Here is a 25,750-nt window from a genome sequence, read left to right as displayed (position 1 = left end):
TTCTAAAGTTCGAAATTCAGGTGCCGATACAAGGGTTACGGTGAGAAACCGTGGGCAACAGCCCAATAACATCAAGTTGTAATTGATAAGGAAAAGATCATGGCACAAGTCATTAATACAAACAGCCTGTCGCTGTTGACCCAGAATAACCTGAACAAATCCCAGTCCGCTCTGGGTACTGCTATCGAGCGTCTGTCTTCCGGTCTGCGTATCAACAGCGCGAAAGACGATGCGGCAGGTCAGGCGATTGCTAACCGTTTCACGTCTAACATTAAAGGTCTGTCTCAGGCTTCCCGTAATGCGAACGACGGTATTTCCATTGCGCAGACCACTGAAGGCGCGTTGAACGAAATCAACAACAACCTGCAGCGTGTGCGCGAACTGTCTGTCCAGGCAGCAAATGGCTCAAACTCTGGTTCCGATCTTAAATCCATCCAGGATGAAATCGATCAGCGCCTGAACGAAATTAACCGTGTCGCGGAACAAACCGATTTTAACGGGAAAAAAGTATTAAGCCAGGATGGGCAGCTGACCATTCAGGTTGGGGCGAATGACGGCGAAACTATCACAATCGATCTTCAGAAAATCGATAAAACCGAGCTGGGCTTAGATAAATTAGATGTAACTAAAGGAATCGCAACCACTGTAAGCTCTGGAGCCTCGGTAGTTGGTGATGTAAAAATTGCGGCAGCTGATTTCGATAACGCAAAAACAACTGGTGGTCCGGCTGCGGATAAATTATCTCTGACAAAAGATGATAAAGGTAATTACTTTGTCAAAGATGTTACTGCGACGGCTAAATACTATGCAGCTACCGTAGATATGACAACGGGTAAAATTAGTTTTGATTCGGATAAAGATGTAACTGCAACTGCGGGGACTCCGCCAGCAGTAACTACCTTATCACGTGAAGTGAAATTTGATGGAGCAGATCTAAAAGCCGATCAGTCTTTAGTGAAATATAAAGATGATAAGGGTAAAGATCTCTATGCTATCCAAACCTTAGATAAAGACGGAAATGCAACTTTCAAATCTGTCACGTTTGCCGCGGACGGTAAAACAACAGAGGGTACTACCGTAGCCTTGGCTGCAAACGTTGATCCGCTGGCAAAAATCGATGATGCGCTTAAAACCGTTGACGCTTTCCGTAGCCAATTGGGGGCGGTGCAGAACCGTTTTGAATCTGCTATCACTAACTTGGGCAACACCGTCAACAACCTGTCTTCTGCACGTAGCCGTATCGAAGATTCCGACTATGCGACCGAAGTCTCCAACATGTCTCGCGCGCAGATTCTGCAGCAGGCTGGTACTTCCGTTCTGGCGCAGGCTAACCAGGTTCCGCAAAACGTCCTCTCTTTACTACGTTAATCCGGCGATTGATTCACCGACACGTGGTACACAATCAAGGCAGCGAAAGCTGCCTTTTTTAATTCCGGAGCCTGTGTAATGAAAGAAATCACCGTCACTGAACCTGCCTTTGTCACCCGCTTTTCCTGTTCTGGCTCGGCCTGTCGCGACCACTGTTGTAAGGGCTGGAAAATCACGCTGGATAAGACGACGGTCAAAAAGTACCTTACCAGCAAGGATGTAACCATCAGAGAGATTGCCAAAAATAGTATTATTCTTTTAAAGAAAGACCCAAATAACTGGGGGGAGATTAAATTACCATCTGGGACAGGAAGCTGCCCTTATCTGGATGACGATCGTCTGTGCAGGGTACAAAAAACACTGGGAGCTAAAGCATTAAGTTATACCTGCACTACGTTTCCGCGGGTGTTCCATACTTATAAAAACGAGGTACGACATTCTCTAAGCCTTGCCTGCCCGGAAGTGACTGCGCATATTTTAAACGATGCTGATGCGGTAACACTGAATGAAAAGGCGATCATTCAGCAGAAGTACAATACCGCGCCGCTATTCTCCCCACAGCAAAAACTACTTAACTTGTTTTGCTTGACTTTGATTAACCATGCTGCCAGCAATCCGGATGCGGCATTATACGCGTTGATCAAGTTTGTAATGTATGTGCAGAAGTTTCCCCGGATTGATGACGCTGCATTAGGGGAGATTGAGCAAGTGTATGGCACGTTAGTTTCCCAGTTGCAGTCCGGTTCGTTAACTCAGGAACTCGCTAATATTACGCCGGATAAGAAATTCAAAACATCCCTGGTACTGTTGATGCAGGATTATTTCAGGACGCTCCCACCGAGCAGAGGAAGCTATGTCCTCGATCACTACATCCAGTGCCTTCTGCGGGTGCTGACGGCGGAAGAGGGCGTTTCAATGGAGCAGAAGGTTAGCGATATTGAGTCCTCATTAGCGCGCTGTTTACAGGCGGATGAGCAGCAGAAGAACTGGGCTTTCAGAAATTTAATTCTCTATAAAATTTGGGAAAGTAATTTCCCCAACCAGCCGAATGTCGACCCGTTACGCGCGCTGTATATTATCGTGGCGGAATATGCCTTTATTAAGCTATTAACGGCAGCCAGCGTGCACGAGCGCGGGCGGCTTGAGTGGGATGACGTTACTAATATTGTGTATAGTTTTCACTCCCGCAGCCAGCATAACAGCGAGGTGGCGAAGAATTTTCATCGCCATATAGAAACGGTACGTACTGGCGACGATCTGTCGATGATTCATCTTCTGACATAGTTTTGTTCGGGGTGGGCTTTTGCGCATCCCGTTTATCCTATCTGGCTGATTTTATTCTGCTCTTTGAGCCGCTAAAAAGGCGCTACAGGTTACATAAGTGAAATAACCCTTCTTTTATAGCCTTATTCCTTCGATAGAACCCTCTGTAGAAACGGATAATCATGCCGATAACTCATTTAACGCAGGGCTGTTTATCGTGAATTCACTGTATACCGCTGAAGGTGTAATGGATAAACACTCGCTGTGGCAGCGTTATGTACCGCTGGTGCGTCACGAAGCATTGCGCCTGCAGGTGCGATTGCCGGCGAGCGTGGAACTGGACGATCTGCTACAAGCGGGCGGCATCGGGTTATTAAATGCGGTCGACCGATATGACGCTTTGCAAGGAACGGCATTTACCACTTACGCAGTGCAGCGTATTCGTGGGGCGATGCTGGATGAATTACGCAGCCGCGATTGGGTGCCGCGTAGCGTCCGGCGTAATGCCCGCGAAGTGGCGCAGGCGATGGGACAACTGGAGCAGGAACTGGGGCGTAATGCGACGGAAACCGAAGTGGCGGAACGTCTTGGCATTCCTGTTGCGGAGTATCGTCAGATGTTGCTCGATACCAACAACAGCCAACTTTTCTCTTACGATGAGTGGCGGGAAGAGCATGGCGATAGCATCGAACTGGTGACTGAAGAACATCAACAGGAAAATCCGTTACATCAACTGCTGGAGGGCGACCTGCGACAGCGGGTAATGGATGCGATTGAATCGCTGCCGGAACGCGAGCAACTGGTGTTAACGCTGTATTACCAGGAAGAGCTCAATCTCAAAGAGATTGGCGCGGTACTGGAAGTTGGCGAATCGCGGGTCAGCCAGTTGCATAGTCAGGCCATCAAACGATTACGCACCAAACTGGGTAAGTTATAGGTCGCGCATGGTCGCACCCGAAAAGTGCCGCACAACGTATAGACTACCAGGAGTTCTCATGACGGTGCAGCAACCTAAAAGGCGGCCTTTGAGCCGCTATCTTAAAGACTTTAAACACAGCCAGACGCATTGCGCGCATTGTCACAAACTGCTCGACCGCATTACGCTGGTTCGCCGTGGCAAGATCGTTAATAAAATCGCTATTTCACAGCTGGATATGCTACTTGACGACGCTGCCTGGCAGCGGGAGCAGAAGGAGTGGGTGGCGCTGTGTCGCTTTTGCGGCGATTTGCACTGCAAAAAGCAGAGTGATTTTTTCGATATTATCGGTTTCAAGCAGTATTTGTTTGAACAAACCGAGATGAGCCATGGCACGGTGCGGGAATATGTCGTGCGTTTACGACGTCTTGGCAATTACCTCAGCGAGCAAAACATTTCCCACGATCTGCTGCAGGACGGTTTTCTCGATGAAAGCCTGGCGCCATGGTTGCCGCAAACCAGTACCAATAATTACCGTATCGCACTACGTAAATACCAGCAATATAAAGCGCATCAGCAGATTGCGCCCAGACAGAAATCCCCCTTTACCGCCAGTTCTGATATATATTAAAAAAGCATAAGATGTAGCAGAGTCGTGTTGGTGAAACGTGGCAAACCTTCTACATTAGGCTGAGTCCCCCAAAGGTTCGCGAGACGTGACGATGCGCCATGGCGGGACACAGTCTATGGTCATTAACGGCAATATTCGGGGTTACTATGAAATTAGCACTGCTGGGACGTCAGGCACTGATGGGAGTAATGGCTGTAGCGCTGGTGGCGGGAATGAGCGCGAAGAGCTTTGCCGATGAGGGTTTGCTGAACAAAGTTAAAGAACGCGGCACGCTGCTGGTAGGGCTGGAAGGTACCTATCCGCCGTTTAGCTTTCAGGGCGAAGACGGCAAATTAACCGGTTTTGAAGTCGATTTCGCCGAGGCGTTGGCAAAACATCTGGGCGTTAAAGCGTCGCTGAAGCCGACCAAATGGGACGGAATACTGGCGTCGCTGGACGCTAAACGCATTGATGTAGTGATAAACCAGGTCACGATTTCAGACGTCCGCAAGAAAAAATATGATTTCTCTACGCCTTACACTGTCTCCGGCGTTCAGGCGCTGGTGAAAAAAGGCAATGAAGACACGATCAAAACGGCGGCCGATCTGCAGGGCAAAAAAGTTGGCGTTGGGCTGGGGACTAACTATGAAGAGTGGCTACGTCAACATGTTCAGGGTGTGGATATCCGTACTTATGACGATGATCCTACAAAATACCAGGATCTGCGCGTAGGCCGTATTGACGCGATTTTAGTCGACCGTCTGGCGGCGCTGGATCTGGTGAAAAAAACCAAAGGTACGCTGGCCGTCACCGGTGATGCGTTTTCGCGTCAGGAGTCCGGCGTTGCGTTACGTAAAGGCAACGAAGACTTGCTGAAGGCGGTAGATAACGCCATTGCGGAAATGCAAAAAGATGGCACCTTAAAAGCCCTCTCTGAAAAATGGTTTGGCGCTGACGTGACCCAATAATGCTCTACGTTGCCCGGCAGGCAGAGCGCCGCCGGGCAATATCAACCTCATACTATGTCAGCAGACGGAGGCGCGTGAATCGGCGCCTTTTTTATTTCCGTTGGATCAACGTGCATAATAAAAAGAACACACCACAACGTTACCGGAGGCTCAATGCCACTACATCACTTAACGCGCTTCCCTCGCCTGGAGCTTATCGGCGCGCCGACCCCGCTCGAATACCTGCCGCGATTGTCTGATTATCTTGGCCGTGAGATTTACATTAAGCGCGATGACGTTACGCCCATTGCAATGGGCGGCAATAAACTGCGCAAGCTGGAGTTTCTGGTGGCCGACGCGCTGCGAGAAGGGGCGGATACGCTGATAACCGCAGGGGCGATTCAGTCAAACCATGTCCGTCAGACGGCGGCAGTCGCGGCCAAATTGGGACTGCATTGCGTCGCTTTGCTGGAAAATCCAATCGGTACCACCGCGGAAAATTACCTGACGAATGGTAATCGCCTGTTACTGGATTTATTTAATACGCAAATTGAGATGTGCGATGCGCTGACCGATCCGGATGCGCAGTTGCAAACGCTGGCGACGCGCATTGAAGCGCAAGGGTTCAGGCCCTATGTGATTCCGGTCGGCGGCTCCAGCGCGCTGGGCGCAATGGGATACGTAGAGAGCGCTCTGGAAATCGCCCAGCAGTGTGAAGAGGTCGTCGGGCTCTCTTCGGTGGTGGTGGCCTCCGGCAGCGCCGGAACGCACGCCGGGTTAGCTGTCGGGCTGGAACATCTGATGCCGGATGTCGAACTGATTGGCGTGACCGTTTCACGTTCTGTCGCCGAGCAGAAACCCAAAGTGATTGCCTTGCAGCAGGCTATTGCCGGTCAGCTGGCGCTGATGGCGACGGCGGATATTCATTTATGGGATGACTATTTTGCCCCGGGTTACGGCGTGCCAAATGACGCGGGGATGGAGGCGGTGAAACTGCTGGCGAGCCTGGAGGGGGTGCTGCTGGATCCGGTATATACCGGCAAAGCGATGGCGGGTCTGATAGACGGCATCAGCCAGAAACGCTTTAACGATGACGGGCCGATTCTCTTTATTCACACCGGTGGGGCGCCTGCGCTGTTTGCCTACCATCCTCATGTATAACCTCCAGGTAATCAACGCGAATGCAAGAAAGTATCCAACTGGTTATTGAATCGCTGCCGTATTTGCTTAAAGGCGCCGTCTTTACCCTGCAACTGAGTATTGGCGGTATGTTTTTTGGTCTGCTGCTGGGATTTGTGCTGGCGCTGATGCGGATGTCTCCGCTATGGCCGGTTCGCTGGCTGGCGCGCTTTTATATCTCGATTTTTCGCGGTACGCCGCTTATCGCCCAGTTATTTATGATCTATTACGGCCTGCCGCAATTTGGTATTGAGCTGGACCCTATCCCGGCGGCGATGATTGGTTTATCGCTCAATACCGCGGCTTACACGTCCGAGACGCTGCGCGCGGCGATCTCGGCTATCGACAAGGGACAATGGGAAGCGGCGGCGAGCATTGGCATGACGCCGTGGCAAACGCTACGTCGCGCTATTTTGCCGCAGGCGGCTCGCGTCGCGCTTCCGCCGTTGAGCAACAGCTTTATCAGCCTGGTGAAAGATACGTCGCTCGCCGCGACGATTCAGGTGCCGGAGTTGTTCCGCCAGGCGCAGTTAATTACCTCGCGAACGCTGGAGGTGTTTACCATGTATCTGGCCGCGTCGTTAATCTACTGGGTAATGGCGACCGTCTTATCGGCACTGCAAAACTATTTTGAAAACCAGCTTAACCGCCAGGAGAGAGAGCCAAAATGAGTGCGATCGAAGTTACCAACCTGGTCAAAAAATTTCATGGTCAAACGGTGCTGCACGGTATTGACCTTGAGGTGAAGCCCGGAGAAGTCGTCGCCATTATCGGCCCGAGCGGCTCAGGGAAGACAACGTTATTACGCTGTATTAACCTGCTGGAACAACCGGAAGCGGGCACCATTAAAGTGGGCGATATTATCATCGATACCGCCCGCCCATTCAGCCAGCAAAAAGGGTTGATTCGCCAGCTACGCCAGCATGTCGGCTTTGTCTTTCAGAGTTTTAACCTGTTCCCGCATCGTACCGTGCTGGAAAATATCATTGAAGGTCCGGTGATTGTAAAGGGAGAGCCGAAAGCCGAGGCGACGGCGCTGGCGCGGGAACTGTTAGCCAAAGTCGGGTTGGCCGGTAAAGAGTCCCGTTATCCGCGCCGCCTGTCGGGCGGGCAACAGCAGCGCGTGGCGATTGCACGCGCGCTGGCGATGCGCCCGGAAGTGATTCTGTTTGATGAGCCCACGTCGGCGCTTGATCCTGAATTAGTCGGCGAGGTGCTTAATACGATTCGCCAGCTGGCGCAGGAAAAGCGCACGATGGTGATCGTCACTCACGAAATGAGCTTTGCGCGTGACGTGGCTGATCGGGCAATATTTATGGATCAGGGGCAAATCGTCGAGCAGGGGCCGGCGAAAACCTTGTTCGCCGATCCTCAGCATCCGCGTACCCGCCAGTTCCTTGAGAAATTTTTAGTGAAATAATGCCTTTTCAACGCTCGCCCGAATTAGCCGCGCCTTGGGCGAGCGCAATGAATAATTATGAAGCCATTCTGCCAGATTATTAACCTCGCTCTCAGGCGGAAGCCAAAAAGTGTAATGCCGCTCAAGTATTCTACGTTTCGTCCGATATTTCTTATATATAAACACTATTTATGTGTTAATTTAAGTCATTCATAATAATGATTATCAATATCAAAGGCGTGACCATAAAATATGCAGGAAAATGATTTCTTCACCTGGCGACGCGCAATGTTGTTACGCTTTCAGGAGATGGCGGCAGCAGAGGATGTTTATACTGAATTGCAATATCAGACACAGCGGCTGGAATTTGATTATTATGCCCTGTGTGTTCGTCATCCCGTTCCCTTTACCCGGCCTAAAATATCGCTTCGTACCACTTATCCTCCGGCGTGGGTAACGCATTATCAGTCCGAAAACTATTTCGCGATCGATCCGGTATTAAAGCCGGAAAATTTCAGGCAGGGTCATTTACATTGGGATGACGTGCTATTTCATGAAGCGCAGGCGATGTGGGATGCCGCCCAGCGTTTCGGATTACGCAGAGGCGTAACCCAGTGTGTGATGTTGCCGAACCGGGCGCTGGGCTTTTTATCTGTCTCCCGTAGCAGTTTACGCTGCTCCTCGTTTACCTACGATGAAGTGGAGCTGAGGTTGCAACTGCTGGCGCGGGAGAGTCTTTCGGCGCTGACAAGATTTGAAGACGACATGGTGATGGCGCCTGAGATGCGTTTCAGTAAACGTGAGAAAGAGATTCTGAAGTGGACGGCGGAAGGGAAAACCTCATCGGAGATCGCCATTATTCTGTCGATTTCTGAAAATACCGTTAACTTCCATCAGAAAAACATGCAGAAGAAATTCAATGCGCCAAATAAAACACAGATTGCCTGCTACGCTGCGGCGACAGGTCTGATATGACGTGCTGACGATGCTTCGCGCCAGACGCGAAACCGGCTGAAAGCGATGCTAACAGCCGGTTTTTTTACTACTGGCGGTAAGCCTGTTTAATTTGCTTAACCGTACTGGAAAATACCGCCGCTTGTGCTTCATCATCCATCTGCGCGATCTGTTTTTCCATTTTAAGAATCACGCGCCCTGCATCGGCCTGGCCCATCGCCTGCAGCATCAGCGTTAACATGGCTTTCAGGCAGTTGACTTCAGTAGCCAGTTCTTGATTATTCTCAGCGGTGGAAAAATCAGGCGTACTCATTTATTTTCCTCGTTATGTTTCAGTGAAAATGTGCGATAGCAGATGTTAAGGCGGCGGAGTATACCATAAGCTACGCTAAAAATAGCAGTGGTTGTTTTTTGATCAAAAAGGGGAAGGTTTACCCACAAAATAAACGTTGCCGCGTGATGCATATATTTTCTTCATTCTTTGTTTATTACGCGTATTTCACTCGTTAATTATTGTTACAAAGTTGATTCTCTAATTAGTGTTTAGACAGCGGAACGTGAAATTTTTGTCACCATTATGAAATATCAGCCCGGGACAGCGCCGCCAGAAGGGGCTACAACGTTGGCAGTTGCCACATGACGTACAACATAATTTCCAAAAACGAGAGCAAAATCGAATACCCGGTGTTTTTTTACGTTTCAAAGTTGAGATAAAACCAGCTAATATAAGGACGATTAACTATCAGTAGCGTTATCCCTATTCTGGAGATATTCCTTTGATCAACGTTCTTCTTGTTGATGACCACGAACTGGTGCGCGCAGGGATACGACGCATTCTTGAAGATATAAAGGGCATTAAAGTTGTCGGTGAAGCGTGCTGCGGAGAGGATGCGGTAAAATGGTGCCGTACTAACGCCGTTGACGTTGTGCTGATGGATATGAACATGCCCGGTATTGGCGGCCTTGAGGCGACGCGTAAAATTGCCCGATCGACAGCGGATATCAAAGTGATCATGCTGACCGTCCATACGGAGAACCCGTTGCCCGCCAAAGTGATGCAGGCTGGCGCAGCTGGCTATCTCAGCAAAGGCGCTGCGCCTCAGGAGGTGGTGAGCGCTATTCGTTCGGTGTATTCCGGACAACGTTATATCGCCTCCGATATCGCTCAGCAGATGGCGCTCAGTCAGATCGAGCCTGCAAAAACGGAAACGCCGTTCGCCAGTTTGTCTGAACGCGAGTTGCAGATTATGCTGATGATCACCAAGGGTCAGAAGGTCAATGAGATTTCAGAACAGCTGAATCTCAGTCCTAAAACGGTGAACAGCTATCGCTATCGTATGTTCAGTAAATTAAACATTCATGGCGATGTTGAGCTGACTCACCTGGCAATCCGCCATGGCCTGTGTAATGCGGAGACGTTAACAAGCCAGTGAGTGAAATATTTGACGCAAAGGCGTTTTTGAAAACCGTTACCAGCCAACCCGGTGTCTATCGTATGTATGACGCCGGCGGTACGGTTATTTATGTCGGTAAAGCAAAAGACCTGAAAAAGCGTCTTTCCAGCTACTTTCGCAGCAACCTGGCTTCGCGTAAAACCGAAGCGCTAGTTGCGCAAATTCAACACATTGATGTCACGGTAACGCATACCGAAACGGAAGCGCTGCTGCTTGAGCATAATTACATCAAGTTGTATCAACCGCGTTACAACGTGTTGTTGCGTGATGATAAATCCTATCCTTTTATTTTTCTGAGCGGCGATACCCATCCGCGTCTGGCGATGCACCGTGGCGCTAAACATGCGAAAGGCGAGTACTTCGGCCCATTTCCTAACGGCTATGCCGTGCGGGAAACGCTGGCGCTGTTACAGAAAATTTTCCCTATCCGCCAGTGCGAAAACAGCGTGTATCGCAACCGCTCGCGTCCTTGCCTGCAATACCAGATTGGCCGCTGCTTAGGCCCCTGCGTTGCAGGACTGGTCAGCGAGGAGGAGTACACACAACAGGTGGAGTATGTCCGGTTGTTTTTGTCCGGCAAGGACGACCAGGTCTTAACACAGCTGATTGCCCGGATGGAAAAGGCCAGCCAGGATTTGGCATTTGAAGAGGCGGCGCGTATTCGCGATCAGATTCAGGCGGTACGCCGGGTCACGGAGAGACAGTTTGTCTCCAATGCAGGCGACGATCTCGACGTGATCGGCGTGGCTTTTGATGCGGGTATGGCCTGTGTGCATGTGCTGTTTATTCGCCAGGGTAAGGTGCTGGGCAGCCGCAGCTATTTTCCAAAAGTGCCTGGCGGTACGGAACTGGGCGAAGTGGTGGAAACCTTTGTCGGGCAGTTTTACCTGCAGGGTAGCCAGATGCGTACGCTACCGGGCGAGATACTGCTCGATTTTAATCTTAGCGATAAAACGCTGCTCGCCGACTCGTTGTCGGAGCTTGCCGGACGGCGTATTCATGTCCAGACAAAACCGCGCGGCGATCGCGCCCGTTATCTCAAGCTGGCGCGGACCAACGCGGCAACGGCCTTAATTACAAAACTCTCGCAGCAGTCCACCATCACGCAGCGTTTGACTGCGCTGGCGGCGGTATTAAAACTTCCTGCGATCAAGCGGATGGAGTGTTTTGACATCAGCCATACCATGGGGGAGCAAACGGTCGCATCCTGTGTGGTATTTGACGCTAACGGGCCGTTACGCGCCGAGTATCGTCGTTATAATATCGCGGGCATCACGCCGGGTGATGACTACGCGGCGATGAATCAGGTGCTACGTCGGCGTTATGGCAAGGCCATAGAAGAAAGTAAGATTCCGGACGTTATTCTGATCGACGGCGGAAAAGGGCAGCTCGCCCAGGCGAAAGCCGTTTTCGCTGAGCTCGATGTCCCCTGGGATAAGCATCGTCCTTTGCTGCTTGGCGTCGCCAAAGGCGCGGACAGAAAGGCCGGTCTGGAAACACTCTTTTTTGAACCGGAAGGCGAGGGGTTTAGCCTGCCGCCGGACTCGCCGGCGCTGCATGTTATTCAGCATATTCGCGATGAGTCGCACGATCACGCGATCGGCGGGCACCGTAAAAAACGCGCGAAGGTTAAAAATACCAGTACGCTGGAAACTATTGAAGGCGTTGGGCCTAAACGTCGCCAAATGCTGCTGAAATATATGGGCGGTTTGCAAGGACTACGTAACGCCAGCGTAGAAGAAATTGCAAAAGTGCCGGGTATTTCGCAAGGTCTGGCAGAAAAGATCTTCTGGTCGTTGAAACATTGAGGCCACTGTAGCAACATAGGGGTAATTTCACTGACAACAGATAGTTACCCGTCACTATGCAATTTAATATCCCTACGTTGCTCACGCTGTTTCGCGTCATCCTGATTCCATTCTTTGTCGTGGTGTTTTATTTGCCGTTCGCCTGGGCGCCGATGGTCAGCGCGCTGATTTTCTGTATTGCCGCTATTACCGACTGGTTTGACGGCTTTCTGGCGCGACGCTGGAACCAGAGTACGCGTTTCGGCGCTTTCCTCGACCCCGTCGCCGACAAGGTGCTGGTGGCGATCGCCATGGTGCTGGTCACCGAGCATTATCATAGCTGGTGGGTGACGTTACCTGCGGCGACGATGATCGCCCGCGAAATTATTATCTCTGCTCTGCGTGAATGGATGGCGGAGCTGGGCAAACGCAGTAGTGTAGCGGTCTCCTGGATCGGTAAAGTCAAAACTACCGCGCAGATGGTGGCGCTGGCGTGGCTCTTGTGGCGCCCGAATATCTGGGTAGAGTATGCCGGGATCGCGCTTTTCTTTGTCGCAGCGGTGCTAACGTTGTGGTCCATGTTGCAATATTTGAGCGCTGCACGCGGAGATTTGCTTGATCAGTGATCGTTTCGCCGCAAATTTCAGCAAACGATCGTGAGTGACGAAAAATATCGTTGACTCAGTGCGTCAGGTAAGTAGAATGCAACGCATCGAACGGCAGCACTGATTGCCAGACGATAACAAAATCAAGTGATTAACAAAGTTGCTTGATACTGCGGGAATAGCTCAGTTGGTAGAGCACGACCTTGCCAAGGTCGGGGTCGCGAGTTCGAGTCTCGTTTCCCGCTCCAGTTTAAAAGCATTGGCGTAAAGCGGATGCTGGCTGAAAAGCAAAAAAATTTGGCGCGTTAACAAAGCGGTTATGTAGCGGATTGCAAATCCGTCTAGTCCGGTTCGACTCCGGAACGCGCCTCCAATTTTTCCCGAGCCCGGATGGTGGAATCGGTAGACACAAGGGATTTAAAATCCCTCGGCGTTCGCGCTGTGCGGGTTCAAGTCCCGCTCCGGGTACCATGGGAAAGACAAGAATAATCAAAGCAATAAGCAGTGTCGTGAAACCACCTACGGGTGGTTTTTTTGTGCCTTCAGTTTGTATGCCGACCGCGAGCGTGAACTTTCCAGCGCGATACACAGTAAAAACATCGGTAGCGGCATTTCTGCCAGTACAGCAGTTATGTGCTACCGACCCGCAAGAAGTTATGCCTGGTAAATACTAAACGTCGGGTAAATCAGCCGATAAAATCCATTAATCTCTATAAAAAATGCTGATATGTTTTATGCCTGCTTTATTAAAGAGAGTAGGTCTGCCAGTGAAATATACCGATAATGCAAAATTATTTATTAGCTTCATTAATATTGGGATTGTAGGTTGCGCTTTTTTACTTTTTTTTATTTTGTATGAGCCTGAGAGTGCAATCGCAACCTACTCTCTTCCAGGCGAGTTTTCCTCTTCGACATGTGATGCGCGTAATTTTATTGGCTACGTCGATGAAAATGATTTTGCAGAGTATATAAAAAAAGTAGAACTGACGCGCTACAGTATGTATTGTCTGAAAAAAACAGGGGCGGGCCAGTGGAGTATTTATGCAAATTAAACGAGTATATAACTGTTCAGGGGTGTTTTCTGCACAATTTAATTAAAGGTAGATAGCGAACTAATATTCATCATAAGGTAATGTGATCCGCTTCATGCTTTAATCACGTTTTGCAATATTGTCTTAATAACAGGTCAACTACAGATAATTTCGAGTTTTCGTGAATGGCGGTTTTGGTCAGTCTCTATATTATGCTTTCCCCGCTTTACGGAGATGATGATGCAAAAGAAAACCTGGGCCGTTTTATTGATACCATTGTGCCTCACCGCTTGCCACCAGACGACCAACCGATCAACAGCCAAAGATGAAATTCTCACAGGGAGCTATATTGACCCGACCAAAACACGCTTTCCGTTAGCGGATTATTCACAGTCAGTTGATAAATGGATACCTCCGGACTCGGCTGATTACACTATTCCGGTTATTGATAGTGCTACCCAACAACGCTACTTTAACGCACTAAAATCTCATTATTTCGGAATGGACAGTGAAGCGCACTCGCCGTGGAATGGTTTTTATATTACCGCATTGCTGAAAAAAAACGCAGCACAGGCCCGGGATGCCAGTATTAAGCAGTTTCTTAGCGACGGCAGTGCTTATTGGGGGGAAAACTTCAGACTTTATACCTCTCGCTGGAAAGAGGGGGTTAGAGGGAATACGGATACGCAGATTGACAATATCTATCATGCCTCCCGGCGAGGCATTATGGTCAGGGAAAGTTTGATCAGAGCGCTGCCAACGGACGACCCGCTCTTTAACGATCCCCGTCAGGCGGGCGAGGGGTATCCGTTTGATAATTTACAAATGTCTTCGCTGCGTCCCGGTACGCCGGTCTATACGCTGACGAAGAGCAAAGACCAACGCTGGCAATATGTCGTTTCACCAGTGGTAACTGGCTGGGTTCATAGTGAAGATATTGCCAGTACGGATCAGAAATTTATAACACAGTGGGTTTTGCTTGCTCATAAGCAACTGGGGGCATTTATCAACGCGCCGGTTTCTGTCCATGCCGCAGGCGTCTATTATTTCACCGGGCGACCGGGCACTATTTTACCGTTCCGACATCAACGGGCGGGCCAGTTCCTGATTGCGGCGCCAGTTCGCGGCAGCAACGGTCGCGCGTTTATCCATTGGGTCTGGCTAAGCGGTAACGAGTTTACGGCTATGCCGTGGAAAATGACGCCGGAAAATATCGCCGTGCTAATGAAAGCAATGCACGGCGCCCCCTACGGTTGGGGAAATTTTAACTTTTATAATGATTGTTCAGCCGAAGTCCGCAGCCTGTTAATGCCGTTTGGCATATTCCTGCCCAGACATTCATCCGCGCAGGTAGAGGCTGCTGGACGGGTGGTCGATCTTAGTCATAAAAATCCCCAAATGCGGATCGATTATCTCACCAGATACGGAAAACCGTTTACTACGCTGGTCTATATTCCAGGGCATATTATGCTGTATATCGGTAACACAACCATGAATGGGCAGGTCGTACCGATGACTTATCAGAATATCTGGGGATTGCGCCCAAACCATGCTAATAGCCGGAGCATTATCGGTGAGGCGGTATTTTTGCCGTTACTGCGTTTTTATCCTGAAAATCCTGAGTTGATATCGCTGGCTGGTAATGTTCTGTTTAAACTTGGTTATATAGAATAGGTTGACAAACCGTGTTATTGCGGAAGACATGATTGAGGCAACCGTGCGCGTGGATATAAAGAGAGTATCCCTGTAAACTGTGTCTGAAAAGAGTATGCGCTATAGTGCGGGCTGTTTATTTGAAATACTATCTGGAGCTGATTCTGGATGTGATTATGTGCCTCACACATTGAAGTGAGAGTTATTGTTGGCGGTATCTGGCTGGAGGCTGGGTGGTAAAAAGACGTAATTTATTGCATTTTAATAACGGTGCCCGGTCAGAGCGCGATCTTGGGGATCTGGTCACTAAAGTTTTTGAGAAAGCGGCGAAAAAAGAACCGCAACCGCTATACACATTTAGCCTGCCGTTGCTGAGTGTGCAGGATGAGATCCGTGTTTACTGTAAGAAAAAAAATATCAAAATAGGGTACGATACGCTGTTTATGGAAATAACCTTTTCTGCTGACAGAGAAGCGGTAGACGAACTCATTAAACACTTTTTTACTGAAAATAAGCTCTATTTGAGAGGGCGGTTTTATCTGTCCGCGGCGGTGGTATAAGTTAGCATGAGTATAATATAGCGAGAAACCCATCTCTCGCTTTTGTGTGGGGCGAGCCTTTCCTGGCGGAAAATCTGCGCCCTGATCCTCCTTTTGTGCGTTAACTTCCGGAATCCTCCTCATTTCGTGTTAATCTGGCCCCTGATGGTTGCCATCCAAACTGCCTGCAAAAAAATTATTTCTATCCGCTGCAATGTAAGAGGCCTACAGGCGGAAGTCATCACTGAGGAAAAGCGTTATGAAAATGGAACCATTAAACGAGAACGAGCTGGAATGGCTGGATGATGTGCTGACGAAATACAATACCGATCAGGCCATTTTGGATGTCGCGGAGCTGGACGGTCTGATTACTGCGGTACTAAGTTCTCCGCGTCCCATCGAGCCGGAACAGTGGCTGGTCGCGATATGGGGGGGACCCGCGTACGTACCGCGCTGGACATCTGAAAAAGAAATGACGCGATTTATGGATCTGGTGTTCCAGCACATGGCGGACACAGCCGCCCGGCTTGAAGACTATCCAGAACAGTTCGAGCCGCTGTTTGGCCTGCGAGAAGTTGATGGCCATGAATTAACGATTGTTGAAGAATGGTGCTTTGGTTACATGCGCGGAGTGTCGCTGTCCGACTGGTCTGACTTGCCGGATACGCTAAAACCGGCGCTGGAAGCGATTGCCTTACACGGCACTGAAGAAAACTTTGCGCTGTTGGATAAAATGAGCCCGGAAGCGTTCGATAAAAGCGTTGATGCTATCCGTATCGCGGCGCTTGAGCTGCATGCCTGGTGGATGGCGCATCCGCACACGACGCCGCTACAGATGCCGATAAAAGCAGAGGTGAAAGTGGGGCGTAACGATCCTTGTCCATGCGGGAGCGGCAAAAAATTTAAGCAGTGCTGCCTGCATTAATGGCTCGTAAACGGCCATAGCGTGATGATTATCGAGCCTGGACGGCGTCCGGGCCCGGTAATCTTTGCCTGGCATTAACTTGGATCGGGCAGGAACCCCAGTGCGATCGAAAACTGGACGCCAATCACGACAATGCCGCAGATAAACACCAGCGCCAGCGCTGGCGTGCCGCCTGCCACACGATATCCCGCCTGAGGGCTCTGTTTACGGCATTGCCAGACCAGCATGGCAGGGATGAGCAGTGCCAGCACTGCCAGCGCTACGCCGGCATAGCCTAATGCCATCACAAATCCACGTGGGTAGAAAAGCGCAAACGCCAGCGGCGGCAGAAAGGTAATCAGCCCGGTTTGCAGACGTCCGGACACCGTACTGCGGCGCTGGAATAGATCAGCCAGGTAATCAAATAATCCTAGCGCTACGCCCAGAAAAGAGGTCGCCAGCGCCAGATCGGCGAACAGGTGGACCGCCAGTTCGACATGTGGCGAAGCGACCACTTCTCTGAGCGCCTGCAGCAGGCCATTTAACCCGGCATGGCTGGCCAGTAGCCCTCTGAATGTCGGCGAGTCGATACTTCCCAACGTGGCGAGCTGCCAAAAAATATAGGCCACTAGCGGAATGGCGCTACCCGTCATAAAGACCCAACGCAGCCGGCGAATATTGCCGTTCATATAACTCACAATACTCGGTACGCTTCCGTGAAAACCAAACGAGGTGAAAATGACCGGTATGGCGGATAACGCCAGCCCCTGCTGTAAAGGAAGCGTAAGAAGATTTACTTTATGAATATGTGGCGTGAGCAACGCAAGCATGATGACCAGAAAAATGATCTTTGCGCTAAACAGGAAGCGGTTAAAAAGGTCGACCAGCGAGGTGCCCACACATACCACCCCACCGGCAACAAAGGTGAACAGCAGCACCCCGGCAGCGGGCGAGAGCGTGGCGCCAAGCCAGTTATTAATACTGGATGCCAGTAATTCTCCGGCTCCGGAAATGTAGGCGGCGGTGAGCGCATACATTAAGAACATCATACTGAATCCCGTAAGCCACTGTCCGTAACGTCCAAGATAGCGTTTTGCCAACGAGCCCAGCCCGGTATCTGCCGGAACGTGTTGATATACCTCCAGTAATAGTAGCGCGGTATAACACATCAGCGCCCACAGGCCAATCAACAATCCCAGCGTGACGCTGAAACCAACGCCAGCCGCTGCCAGCGGCATTGCCAGCATCCCGGCGCCGATAGTGGTGCCTGCCACGATAAAAATACTGCCCAGAGTTCTGTTTTTCACGCTTTCTACTACCCCGGTAACAAAGAACGGTGATATCCGCGGCGCAGGGTAAGGCATTACGCTATTTTCGTCAAATGGTCGTTACAATGGGTGTACTGTAAAATTTACAGTTCCGGGCATAAAAGCGAATATGGGAAGAGACGCGGACAACCGCCGCAAACCTGCGCTAGCGCAAAGTCGCTCGCACACGGACACATTAGGCTACGAGTTTTATTCAGGAGGGGTTATGGATTCCATTCACGGTCACGAAGTACTCAATATGATGATTGAGTCTGGCGAGCAGTACACGCATACCTCGCTGGAGGCGGCAATAAAAGCGCGCTTTGGCGAGCGGGCACGATTTCACACCTGTTCAGCGTCAGATATGACGGCGGCGGAACTGGTCGCGTTTCTGGCGGCGAAAGGAAAGTTTATTGCTGTGGAGGGCGGTTTTTCAACGCATGAGAGTAAAATCTGCCGCCATTAATACGCCACGGTGAGAGCTCGTCTCACCGTGTAAGGACGTGCTGGATTAATTTTGCGTATCCAGTGTGGAGAGTTCTTTATCAATAAAATAAAGCCCTTCGCCGCTTTTTCCCGCCAGCGTTAATTTATCAATAATAGATTTGAACAATTTTTCTTCTTCATGCTGCTCGGCCACATACCACTGCAAGAAATTAAATGTCGGATAATCCTGGCTGGTCATTGCGGCATGAGCCAGTTCATTAATTTTTTGCGTAATAAGCTGCTCATGCTCATAGGTCGCGCGGAACAGCTCATCCAGTGAGGTGTACTCAGCGAAGGGCGAAGAAACGGTATTAATGCGCGGCAGGCTTCCGGTATCGGTAAGGTAGTCAAACAGGCGCTGCATATGCGTCATCTCTTCTTGCGCATGGCGACGAAGAAATACGGCTGCGCCTTCAAAGCTGTGATAGCTGCACCACGCGCTCATTTGTTGATAGAGCAGGGAGGAATACAACTCCAGATTCATTTGCTCATTCAGCTTGTCGATCATTTCTGTTTTCAGCATGGTTCCGCTCCACAAATAGCAAAAGATATACAGTAATGTGGCGCCACTATAATTTGTTATTTTATTATTTGCAAAAGGTAAAATATTATTTTTAATTATTAAAAATACGAATGGGAATAAAACGCATTAGCGCCAGTGTATAGCGTATAGAAATAAAGGAAAGCCAGCACCTTCATGCTGGCAATAGCGACCCTGCACTCTCCTTCATTGTACATTGTGTCGGCGTTAAGCCAGCCGCCTTAATAATAAAGCGGCATGATTTGCGGGACGGCAACGCCCCGGCACTGCCAGGAGAGGGTAAATCGGGTGTTCAGACACAACGAGCCCGCATAAATGCTACAGGTTCCTACCGGCTGACCAAACGAAACGGCATCGGCATAGCCCATCTGCTGGCATTCGCGTGTTGCGGTCCCGTGAGATACATAGTCATCTGTCCGTGAAGTAAAAAATAGCGGCTGGTTATACGTCAGGCGCACGATGCCGCTTATCGGGCTGGCTTCGCTGACCTGCGCTTGTCGAGTAATGGTGCATCCCGTCAGGGCTAGCAGTGAAAGAGTAAAAATAAGAGGCTTCATAAAATCGCTCCGACAGTTCGGTATCAGACCATGCTACCTCGTGTCTTGCACCGTCAATGGCTGGAATAACTTACGGATTCACCTTGATTAAAGGTAACGGCAGGGGATTTACTGCGGGAACAGAAAATGTGTGAGCGTCTCTTCATTTAATGAAACTTAGTTTCATTAAATTTGAATGCGTGTTCGTAAATGTGTAGTGTGGGCAAAACGTCATGATTTACGCAGGCGCGACCGTCTGCATTCAGGAGGAACACAATGAAAATTGCACTGATGATGGAAAATAGCCAGGCCAGCAAAAATGCCATCATTTATAACGAACTTAGCGCCGTCGCCAATGAAAAGGGATTTCCCGTTTTTAACGTCGGCATGTGCGACGAAAATGACCATCACCTGACGTACATTCATTTAGGCATCATGGCAAGTATTCTGCTTAATGCAAACGCGGTTGATTTTGTGGTTACTGGCTGTGGCACCGGGCAGGGCGCGCTGATGTCGTTAAATATTCATCCAGGTGTCATTTGTGGCTATTGCATCGATCCGGCAGATGCTTTTCTGTTTGCGCAGATCAACAACGGTAATGCGTTGTCCCTGCCATTTGCGAAAGGCTTTGGCTGGGGCGCTGAGCTGAACGTGCGTTTCATCTTTGAAAAAGCGTTTACCGGGCGTAAAGGCGAGGGGTATCCGCCTGAGCGCAAAGCGCCGCAGGTACGCAATGCGGGCATTTTGAACCAGGTTAAGGCCGCGGTCGTCAAAGAGAATTATCTGGATACACTGCGGGCTATCGATCCTGAACTGGTTAAAACGGCGGTTTCAGGGCCGCGTTTCCAGCAATGTTTGTTTGAAAACGGCCAGAATAAAGAAATAGAAGCGTTTGTACGTGAGATGCTGGGGTAATGCCCGGACAAGCCAGAGACGATTCGCGCCTGTCGGCTGGCATGATGTGCCGATAATACGCCAGTAGCGACAGGCGCCACCTCTGGCAAACAGATCAGAAACGGTGTAGGCCGGATAAGCTGCTTCGCGTTGCTATCCGGCTAATAACGTCTCAATATTGTCGCTCGGGGAGCCGCTATCAGTGATGCTGATAGGTCACGACGTTAAGGAGATGCTGATCGGTTTGCGCCAGGCATAACCCTGCTCGTTTAGCGCTGCGAACTTCTTCGAGAATAGTTTGTAAAAGTACGCCATCCTGCTGCTGCTCTTTTTCCAGGGTATGGAGAAAATCAAGCGTTGAGGCATCATTCAGCGCTTTCGCTTCATCTGCCAGACGCGACAGCGTGCTGGCGCGTTGCTGATAATCCTCCAGGGTTTTCTGGAACAATTCTTCCAGAGAGCAGAGCTCTTCACCCGGAACGTCAATGGCTTTAACGATAGGGGTGGCGCCGGCGTTTTTCATAAAATTAAACATGCGCATCATTTGCGTCACGTTGCCTTGCGCCTGGGTACGAAGAAAGGTGGCGGTGCCTGTTAAACTGTGTTCAGAACACCATTCGCTTAGATGGAGGTAAAGATTTGATGCGTAAAACTCAAGGTTCATTGGCGTGTTGAGCTTTTGAACCATTCCTACAGCTGCCATAACAATATCCTTATTTCCAGAAAGTGTTGATGTGCATGACAGACGAGAATGCAACGGGCCGTTGTCACTTTCTTACATCTATCATCTATGCACAATAAATACTCTTAGCAGAAGAACTCCGTTCCGCCAGTCCCTTATGCGATCTCATTTCCTGTTTATCGATCGGTAATGAGAATAGCGCGTCAATAAAAATAAGAAAATCCTTAAATGCAATTGTTTATCTTTTTTTACATTTTCAGCGGTGTGATTTTTTCAGGTGTAATGGCTTTTGGTATGACATGATTTCAATACTTTGAAAGATAAAGGGTATTCTATTTTTCACTGATTTATGAAACATTGTTTCAGATCATGAGGTGAGACTTTCAAGTATGGTAATTTCAATAAAATAAACATTAGTCAGTCTGGATATCACACGCATAAACGGTTGAGAGCAAATATGCCTGTTTTTATAAACTAGCCGATTTTGCGGTAGATCATTTTTAATGTCATTAATCATACGAGTACGTTATTCGGTTGAGCGCAGTTTTGATGGGTGACTCGTTAACAAGGAGCAGTCAATGAAAAAGGTCGCGGTGCTGTTGGCACCAGGATTTGAAGAAGCAGAGGCCATTGTTACTCTTGATATTCTGCGACGTTTGCATATCGACGTCGAAACGCTGGCGTGTGCTGAATCACGGGCGGTGGTGAGTTACCATGATATTCCTATGGTTGCGGACAGCACGCTGAGTGAACGCCAGCAGGCGCTTTTCGATGCGGTAGTGCTGCCGGGCGGTCCGCAGGGGAGCGCTAATCTGGCGGCTAATCCGGCGGTGATCGCTTTCGTTGCGCGTCATGATGCGGCAGGCAAATTTATTTGTCCTATCTGTTCCGCGGCGGCAAGGGTGCTGGGTGCTCACGGATTGCTGAAGGGGCGTCGTTATGTCTGTTCCGGCGACCTGTGGAAAGCGGTTCCGGAAGGTGTCTATGTGGATGCGCCCGTTGTTGAAGATGGTAATTTAATTAGCGGTAAAGGCTTGGGTCATGTCTTTGATTTCGCGCTAACCCTTTCCGCCAGACTGCTGGGAGACGATGCGCCGGTTCGCGAACAGGCTGAACATATCTATTATCCCTGGTAATCGTTATTCACCCAGGGCCGTAAGGATTAGCTGGCTGATGTTATGGATTAATGTGCTGGCTTTCCTGCCTTTTGGCTGATGAATTCGCTCTGGGTTATGTCATTTTCCGCTAAAACTATTCCTGCCATCAGCATTTATCTAATGAATGAAAGACAGTGCACCGTTTTACGCCTTCTCTAACAAGAATCGTTTGATTTTACCCTACATAAAAAACGCTAAAGCTGGTCAATGACTTCCCAGGGTTATGAGTTAATCGTTATTTCTGCGTGTGTCTTAGGGGGTGTATTCCTGAAAGGCGGCCTCGGAAAAGTCTCATATGTGGTGGCGAGCGTACTGATATCAGGAACGGTGGAGAACGCGATGAACCTGTACAACATTTCACCTTTTGCACAGTGTGTGGTTCGCGGCTGAATCCTTCTGGCAGCAGTTATTTTCGACCATTATAAGCAAAAAGCGAAGCGTACGATTTGATGAATTAACACTCAACTAAACAGTATAGCTTCACGTCATCGCCAACCGCTACCCCGTCTGGCGATGGTCTTTCTAAATGGCGAGCAGCGTCACACTGTCTATACTTACATGACTAATGAGACCGTTTGTGAGTCTCAATATGATGATAAGGAGGAGACCAGGGTGGCAGAACCGTTAACCGTATCCCCCGAACTCACTGCGAACTATGCGTATTTTTTTGACCTTGATGGCACATTGGCAGAGATAAAGCCTCATCCCGATCAGGTAGTGGTACCGCATAAAATCCTTCAGTTGTTAGACCGTCTCGCGGCGCACAACGCAGGGGCACTGGCATTGATTTCAGGGCGTTCAATGACTGAGCTGGATGCTTTGGCGAAGCCTTTTCGCTTTCCGCTCGCCGGCGTTCACGGGGCAGAGCGTCGTGACATCAATGGTAAAACCCATATCGTGCGCCTTCCTGAAGCGGTAGTCCGTGAGGTGGAGGCGTTATTACGTTCGACGCTTGTAGCGCTGCCCGGAACGGAGCTGGAGACGAAGGGGATGGCGTTTGCGCTGCACTACCGTCAGGCTCCGGAACATGAAGCGGCGCTGTTGGCGCTTGCGCAACACGTTACGCAGCACTGGCCGCAACTGGCGTTGCAGCCTGGTAAATGTGTTGTGGAAATCAAACCTAAGGGAACCAATAAAGGCGAAGCCATTGCCGCCTTTATGCAGGAGGCGCCCTTTGCGGGACGGATTCCCGTTTTTGTGGGCGACGATTTGACCGATGAGGCTGGCTTTGGCGTGGTGAATCACGCTGGCGGAATTTCCGTAAAAGTGGGCGTCGGGGCAACCCAGGCGGCATGGCGGCTGGAAAGCGTACCCGATGTCTGGCGCTGGCTGGAGCAAATCAATTATCCACAACAAGAACAACAAGTAATGAATAACAGGAGAGATGGCTATGAGTCGTTTAGTCGTAGTATCTAATCGAATTGCCCCCCCGGATAATAAAGGCGGCGCCGGCGGCCTCGCCGTTGGCGTGCTTGGCGCGCTAAAAGCGGCTGGCGGGTTGTGGTTCGGCTGGAGTGGCGAGACAGGTAACGAGGATGAGCCATTAAAAAAGGTGACAAAAGGTAATATTACCTGGGCATCGTTTAACCTGAGTGAACAAGATTACGAAGATTATTACTGTCAATTTTCCAATGCGGTTCTCTGGCCTGCGTTCCACTATCGTCTGGACCTGGTACAGTTTCAGCGTCCTGCATGGGAAGGCTATATGCGGGTGAATGCGCTATTAGCGGATAAGTTATTGCCCCTCATTAAAGAGAACGACATCATTTGGGTGCATGACTACCACCTGTTACCGTTTGCCAGCGAGCTGCGTAAACGCGGCGTGAACAACCGAATTGGTTTTTTCCTGCATATTCCATTCCCGACCCCGGAGATTTTTAACGCTTTACCGCCGCATGATGAACTGCTGGAGCAGTTGTGTGACTTTGATCTGCTCGGGTTCCAGACCGAAAATGATCGCCTGGCTTTTCTGGATAGCCTTTCGAGTCAAACGCGAGTCACGACTCGCAGCGGCAAGCAGAATATCGCGTGGGGTAAAGACTTCCAGACAGAAGTGTATCCTATCGGTATTGAGCCCGATGAGATTGCTCTGCAGGCTGCCGGGCCGTTGCCGCCTAAACTGGCGCAGCTCAAGGCGGAACTGAAAAATGTGAAGAATATTTTTTCCGTTGAGCGGCTGGATTATTCGAAAGGGCTGCCGGAACGTTTTCTGGCGTATGAAGCGCTACTGGAAAACTATCCGCAGCATCGGGGAAAAATTCGTTATACCCAAATTGCGCCTACGTCACGCGGCGAAGTACAGGCATATCAGGATATTCGCCACCAGCTTGAGACGGAAGCAGGCCGGATTAATGGGAAATATGGACAATTAGGCTGGACGCCGCTCTATTATCTGAATCAGCATTTCGACCGTAAACTGTTAATGAAGATATTCCGTTATTCAGACGTCGGGCTCGTCACCCCGTTGCGTGACGGGATGAACCTGGTGGCGAAAGAGTTTGTCGCCGCGCAGGACCCCGCTAATCCTGGCGTCCTGGTACTGTCACAGTTTGCCGGCGCGGCGAATGAACTGACGTCGGCGTTAATCGTCAATCCTTACGATCGGGATGACGTGGCGGCGGCGCTCAATCGCGCGTTAACGATGCCCCTTGCCGAGCGTATTTCGCGCCATGCGGAAATGCTGGACGTGATCGTTAAAAATGACATTAACCGCTGGCAGGAGCGTTTTATTCATGACCTAAAGGAGGTCACGCCGCGTAGCCCTGAGCGTCAGCAGCAGAACAACGTGGCGACGTTCCCTAAGCTGGCCTGAAATATTGCGAACAGCGACTAGTCGCCCGCTAAGGGCACCAACAACACATCTACCTGGCTGGCGCTGACGACACTTTTTGCCGAGCAGGACGCGCGCGAAAAGAAACTGTGGTTATGGTTGCCGCAAATGACCAGATCAACATGGTGTTTGCGGCACACAGCCAAAATATGCTGGCTTAACTCACCTGATGCGATGAAAGTTTGTTCAATCGGATAATCCGCCTTTTCCCCCAGCATCTTAAGAAAATTCTCGGTCTCCTCATGCATAACCGCGCGTAAATCCTCCATCATGGGCGCGGTGAACTGGTTATACAGTTCGGGATCGGAAGCGAGAGTAATCAGGCTTACTTTCGCCTGAACAGGGCGGGCGATAGAGACCGCTTTAGCCAGTAGCTGGTGACTTTCCGGGGTGACGGCAACGGCGACAAGAATATGGGTGTAGCTCATAACTCGCTCCTTGATTGCAAGAATATGAGATTGTGCTTTAGCTTTACTCTGTTTATCGCATTTCTGCAATGCGCTAATGCCACATTAATGTGAAGGACATCATAATTAATCATTAATTATTCTTATGTAAAGAATCGTGGCATAAGACACTTTTTACACACCACCAGGATGCTTCATTTAAACGGGTGAACAAGGAAAGCTAAAAGTTAAATCAAATGAGCTTATTTTTAACAGCGGAGGGCGTATGCTGTGACGAGATTAATTAATAACGTTTAATATT

The 25,750-nt window shown here is 49.9% G+C and carries 29 protein-coding genes, 3 tRNA genes and 1 pseudogene; 25 read left to right on the top strand and 8 right to left on the bottom strand.

The genetic code is table 11. The features are described from left to right. Positions 1-99: 99 nt before the first annotated feature. The 9 genes from NAZ64_RS11605 to sdiA all read left to right on the top strand — a co-directional run bounded on the left by NAZ64_RS11605 (position 100) and on the right by sdiA (position 8,657). Entirely contained in the window at positions 100-1,368 is a 1,269-nt protein-coding gene (locus tag NAZ64_RS11605) for a FliC/FljB family flagellin (RefSeq protein ID WP_220569819.1), read from the top strand. Positions 1,369-1,446: 78 nt separating this feature from the next. Further along, positions 1,447-2,652, top strand: a complete 1,206-nt coding sequence (gene fliB / locus NAZ64_RS11600; RefSeq protein ID WP_220569820.1) for a flagellin lysine-N-methylase — start codon at positions 1,447-1,449, stop codon at positions 2,650-2,652. 196 nt (positions 2,653-2,848) lie between these two features. Further along, positions 2,849-3,568 carry an RNA polymerase sigma factor FliA gene (locus NAZ64_RS11595; protein WP_001087453.1) on the top strand — a complete coding sequence of 240 codons (720 nt, stop codon included), beginning with the start codon at positions 2,849-2,851 and terminating at the stop codon, positions 3,566-3,568. A gap of 58 nt (positions 3,569-3,626) precedes the next feature. Continuing rightward, positions 3,627-4,178, top strand: coding sequence for a flagella biosynthesis regulatory protein FliZ (fliZ, locus tag NAZ64_RS11590; protein WP_000218082.1), 552 nt, complete (start codon positions 3,627-3,629; stop codon positions 4,176-4,178). Between the two features lie 146 nt (positions 4,179-4,324). Next, positions 4,325-5,125 carry a cystine ABC transporter substrate-binding protein gene (tcyJ, locus tag NAZ64_RS11585; protein WP_220569821.1) on the top strand — a complete coding sequence of 267 codons (801 nt, stop codon included), beginning with the start codon at positions 4,325-4,327 and terminating at the stop codon, positions 5,123-5,125. A 153-nt stretch (positions 5,126-5,278) separates the two neighbouring features. Next, positions 5,279-6,265 (top strand): D-cysteine desulfhydrase, encoded by a 987-nt coding sequence (dcyD, locus tag NAZ64_RS11580; protein ID WP_052929656.1) that lies wholly within the window; start codon positions 5,279-5,281, stop codon positions 6,263-6,265. A 20-nt stretch (positions 6,266-6,285) separates the two neighbouring features. Continuing rightward, on the top strand, positions 6,286-6,954 hold the full coding sequence (gene tcyL / locus NAZ64_RS11575; protein ID WP_001158238.1) for a cystine ABC transporter permease: 669 nt from the start codon (positions 6,286-6,288) through the stop codon (positions 6,952-6,954). Beyond that, positions 6,951-7,703: an L-cystine ABC transporter ATP-binding protein TcyN gene (gene tcyN / locus NAZ64_RS11570; RefSeq protein WP_001273026.1), complete on the top strand. Its 753-nt coding sequence runs from the start codon at positions 6,951-6,953 to the stop codon at positions 7,701-7,703. The genes tcyL and tcyN overlap by 4 nt, the downstream gene beginning before the upstream one ends. 231 nt (positions 7,704-7,934) lie before the next feature. Next, entirely contained in the window at positions 7,935-8,657 is a 723-nt protein-coding gene (gene sdiA / locus NAZ64_RS11565) for a quorum-sensing transcriptional regulator SdiA (protein ID WP_001157169.1), read from the top strand. Between the two features lie 67 nt (positions 8,658-8,724). On the opposite strand, the gene NAZ64_RS11560 is transcribed toward sdiA, so the two are convergent. After that, a complete protein-coding gene (locus tag NAZ64_RS11560; RefSeq protein ID WP_000106483.1) occupies positions 8,725-8,949 on the bottom strand; it encodes a DUF2594 family protein in 225 nt (74 codons plus the stop codon). Then, positions 8,946-9,101: a hypothetical protein gene (locus NAZ64_RS11555; RefSeq protein ID WP_000546183.1), complete on the bottom strand. Its 156-nt coding sequence runs from the start codon at positions 9,099-9,101 to the stop codon at positions 8,946-8,948. The genes NAZ64_RS11560 and NAZ64_RS11555 overlap by 4 nt, the downstream gene beginning before the upstream one ends. 311 nt (positions 9,102-9,412) lie before the next feature. Here NAZ64_RS11555 and uvrY point away from each other — a divergent pair, with 311 nt between their 5' ends. The 10 genes from uvrY (at position 9,413) to NAZ64_RS11505 (ending at position 16,630) form a co-directional block, all read left to right on the top strand. Then, entirely contained in the window at positions 9,413-10,069 is a 657-nt protein-coding gene (gene uvrY, locus NAZ64_RS11550; protein ID WP_000611323.1) for a UvrY/SirA/GacA family response regulator transcription factor, read from the top strand. Then, the gene (gene uvrC, locus NAZ64_RS11545; RefSeq protein WP_001289475.1) at positions 10,066-11,898 is read left to right on the top strand and encodes an excinuclease ABC subunit UvrC; all 1,833 of its coding nucleotides are present in this window, start codon (positions 10,066-10,068) and stop codon (positions 11,896-11,898) included. Before uvrY ends, uvrC begins: the two co-directional genes overlap by 4 nt. Before the next feature lie 56 nt (positions 11,899-11,954). Beyond that, complete coding sequence (pgsA, locus tag NAZ64_RS11540) at positions 11,955-12,503, top strand: CDP-diacylglycerol--glycerol-3-phosphate 3-phosphatidyltransferase (protein WP_001160192.1); 549 nt, start codon at positions 11,955-11,957, stop codon at positions 12,501-12,503. A gap of 151 nt (positions 12,504-12,654) precedes the next feature. Then, positions 12,655-12,730: transfer RNA gene (locus NAZ64_RS11535), tRNA-Gly, on the top strand. A 51-nt stretch (positions 12,731-12,781) separates the two neighbouring features. Continuing rightward, a tRNA-Cys gene (locus NAZ64_RS11530) sits at positions 12,782-12,855 on the top strand. An 11-nt stretch (positions 12,856-12,866) separates the two neighbouring features. Further along, positions 12,867-12,953 (top strand) — tRNA-Leu (locus tag NAZ64_RS11525). Positions 12,954-13,201: 248 nt separating this feature from the next. Beyond that, positions 13,202-13,534: a hypothetical protein gene (locus NAZ64_RS11520; RefSeq protein WP_220569823.1), complete on the top strand. Its 333-nt coding sequence runs from the start codon at positions 13,202-13,204 to the stop codon at positions 13,532-13,534. Positions 13,535-13,747: 213 nt separating this feature from the next. Further along, the gene (locus NAZ64_RS11515; protein WP_220569824.1) at positions 13,748-15,187 is read left to right on the top strand and encodes an SH3 domain-containing C40 family peptidase; all 1,440 of its coding nucleotides are present in this window, start codon (positions 13,748-13,750) and stop codon (positions 15,185-15,187) included. Between the two features lie 212 nt (positions 15,188-15,399). Beyond that, a complete protein-coding gene (locus tag NAZ64_RS11510; RefSeq protein ID WP_000240837.1) occupies positions 15,400-15,726 on the top strand; it encodes a glucose-6-phosphate dehydrogenase in 327 nt (108 codons plus the stop codon). Between the two features lie 238 nt (positions 15,727-15,964). Next, positions 15,965-16,630: a YecA/YgfB family protein gene (locus NAZ64_RS11505; protein WP_000781521.1), complete on the top strand. Its 666-nt coding sequence runs from the start codon at positions 15,965-15,967 to the stop codon at positions 16,628-16,630. Positions 16,631-16,704: 74 nt separating this feature from the next. On the opposite strand, the gene tyrP is transcribed toward NAZ64_RS11505, so the two are convergent. Further along, the gene (gene tyrP / locus NAZ64_RS11500) at positions 16,705-17,916 is read right to left on the bottom strand and encodes a tyrosine transporter TyrP (RefSeq protein WP_079904279.1); all 1,212 of its coding nucleotides are present in this window, start codon (positions 17,914-17,916) and stop codon (positions 16,705-16,707) included. A 226-nt stretch (positions 17,917-18,142) separates the two neighbouring features. On the opposite strand from tyrP, the gene NAZ64_RS11495 reads away from it, so the two are divergent. After that, positions 18,143-18,382, top strand: coding sequence for a YecH family metal-binding protein (locus NAZ64_RS11495; RefSeq protein WP_000377239.1), 240 nt, complete (start codon positions 18,143-18,145; stop codon positions 18,380-18,382). Between the two features lie 45 nt (positions 18,383-18,427). Here NAZ64_RS11495 and ftnA read toward each other — a convergent pair whose 3' ends face one another. Together ftnA and NAZ64_RS11485 are read right to left on the bottom strand one after the other, a co-directional pair. Then, entirely contained in the window at positions 18,428-18,925 is a 498-nt protein-coding gene (ftnA, locus tag NAZ64_RS11490; protein ID WP_220569825.1) for a non-heme ferritin, read from the bottom strand. A gap of 239 nt (positions 18,926-19,164) precedes the next feature. Further along, a complete protein-coding gene (locus tag NAZ64_RS11485; protein WP_000803229.1) occupies positions 19,165-19,500 on the bottom strand; it encodes a YecR-like family lipoprotein in 336 nt (111 codons plus the stop codon). Positions 19,501-19,755: 255 nt separating this feature from the next. Between NAZ64_RS11485 and NAZ64_RS11480 the strand changes: the two genes are divergently transcribed. Further along, entirely contained in the window at positions 19,756-20,394 is a 639-nt protein-coding gene (locus NAZ64_RS11480) for an RpiB/LacA/LacB family sugar-phosphate isomerase (RefSeq protein WP_000684804.1), read from the top strand. A gap of 178 nt (positions 20,395-20,572) precedes the next feature. On the opposite strand, the gene NAZ64_RS11475 is transcribed toward NAZ64_RS11480, so the two are convergent. Continuing rightward, positions 20,573-21,076: a non-heme ferritin-like protein gene (locus NAZ64_RS11475; RefSeq protein WP_000741707.1), complete on the bottom strand. Its 504-nt coding sequence runs from the start codon at positions 21,074-21,076 to the stop codon at positions 20,573-20,575. Between the two features lie 557 nt (positions 21,077-21,633). Between NAZ64_RS11475 and NAZ64_RS11470 the strand changes: the two genes are divergently transcribed. The 4 genes and pseudogenes from NAZ64_RS11470 to otsA all read left to right on the top strand — a co-directional run bounded on the left by NAZ64_RS11470 (position 21,634) and on the right by otsA (position 25,024). Further along, the gene (locus NAZ64_RS11470; protein ID WP_000754796.1) at positions 21,634-22,191 is read left to right on the top strand and encodes a DJ-1/PfpI family protein; all 558 of its coding nucleotides are present in this window, start codon (positions 21,634-21,636) and stop codon (positions 22,189-22,191) included. A gap of 228 nt (positions 22,192-22,419) precedes the next feature. Beyond that, a pseudogene (araH, locus tag NAZ64_RS11465) lies at positions 22,420-22,602 on the top strand (L-arabinose ABC transporter permease AraH); the annotation flags it as partial. Positions 22,603-22,824: 222 nt separating this feature from the next. After that, the gene (otsB, locus tag NAZ64_RS11460) at positions 22,825-23,628 is read left to right on the top strand and encodes a trehalose-phosphatase (protein WP_000840114.1); all 804 of its coding nucleotides are present in this window, start codon (positions 22,825-22,827) and stop codon (positions 23,626-23,628) included. Beyond that, positions 23,603-25,024, top strand: a complete 1,422-nt coding sequence (gene otsA / locus NAZ64_RS11455; RefSeq protein WP_483640936.1) for an alpha,alpha-trehalose-phosphate synthase — start codon at positions 23,603-23,605, stop codon at positions 25,022-25,024. Before otsB ends, otsA begins: the two co-directional genes overlap by 26 nt. A 17-nt stretch (positions 25,025-25,041) precedes the next feature. On the opposite strand, the gene uspC is transcribed toward otsA, so the two are convergent. Next, on the bottom strand, positions 25,042-25,470 hold the full coding sequence (gene uspC / locus NAZ64_RS11450) for a universal stress protein UspC (protein ID WP_220569826.1): 429 nt from the start codon (positions 25,468-25,470) through the stop codon (positions 25,042-25,044). After that, the gene (locus NAZ64_RS11445; RefSeq protein WP_001617301.1) at positions 25,467-25,583 is read right to left on the bottom strand and encodes a hypothetical protein; all 117 of its coding nucleotides are present in this window, start codon (positions 25,581-25,583) and stop codon (positions 25,467-25,469) included. The genes uspC and NAZ64_RS11445 overlap by 4 nt, the downstream gene beginning before the upstream one ends. Positions 25,584-25,750: the final 167 nt, after the last annotated feature.

This window comes from Salmonella sp. A1325 (assembly GCF_056991255.1).
Note: the sequence above shows the minus strand (reverse complement) of the source record. Positions and strands in the feature narration are given on the sequence as shown.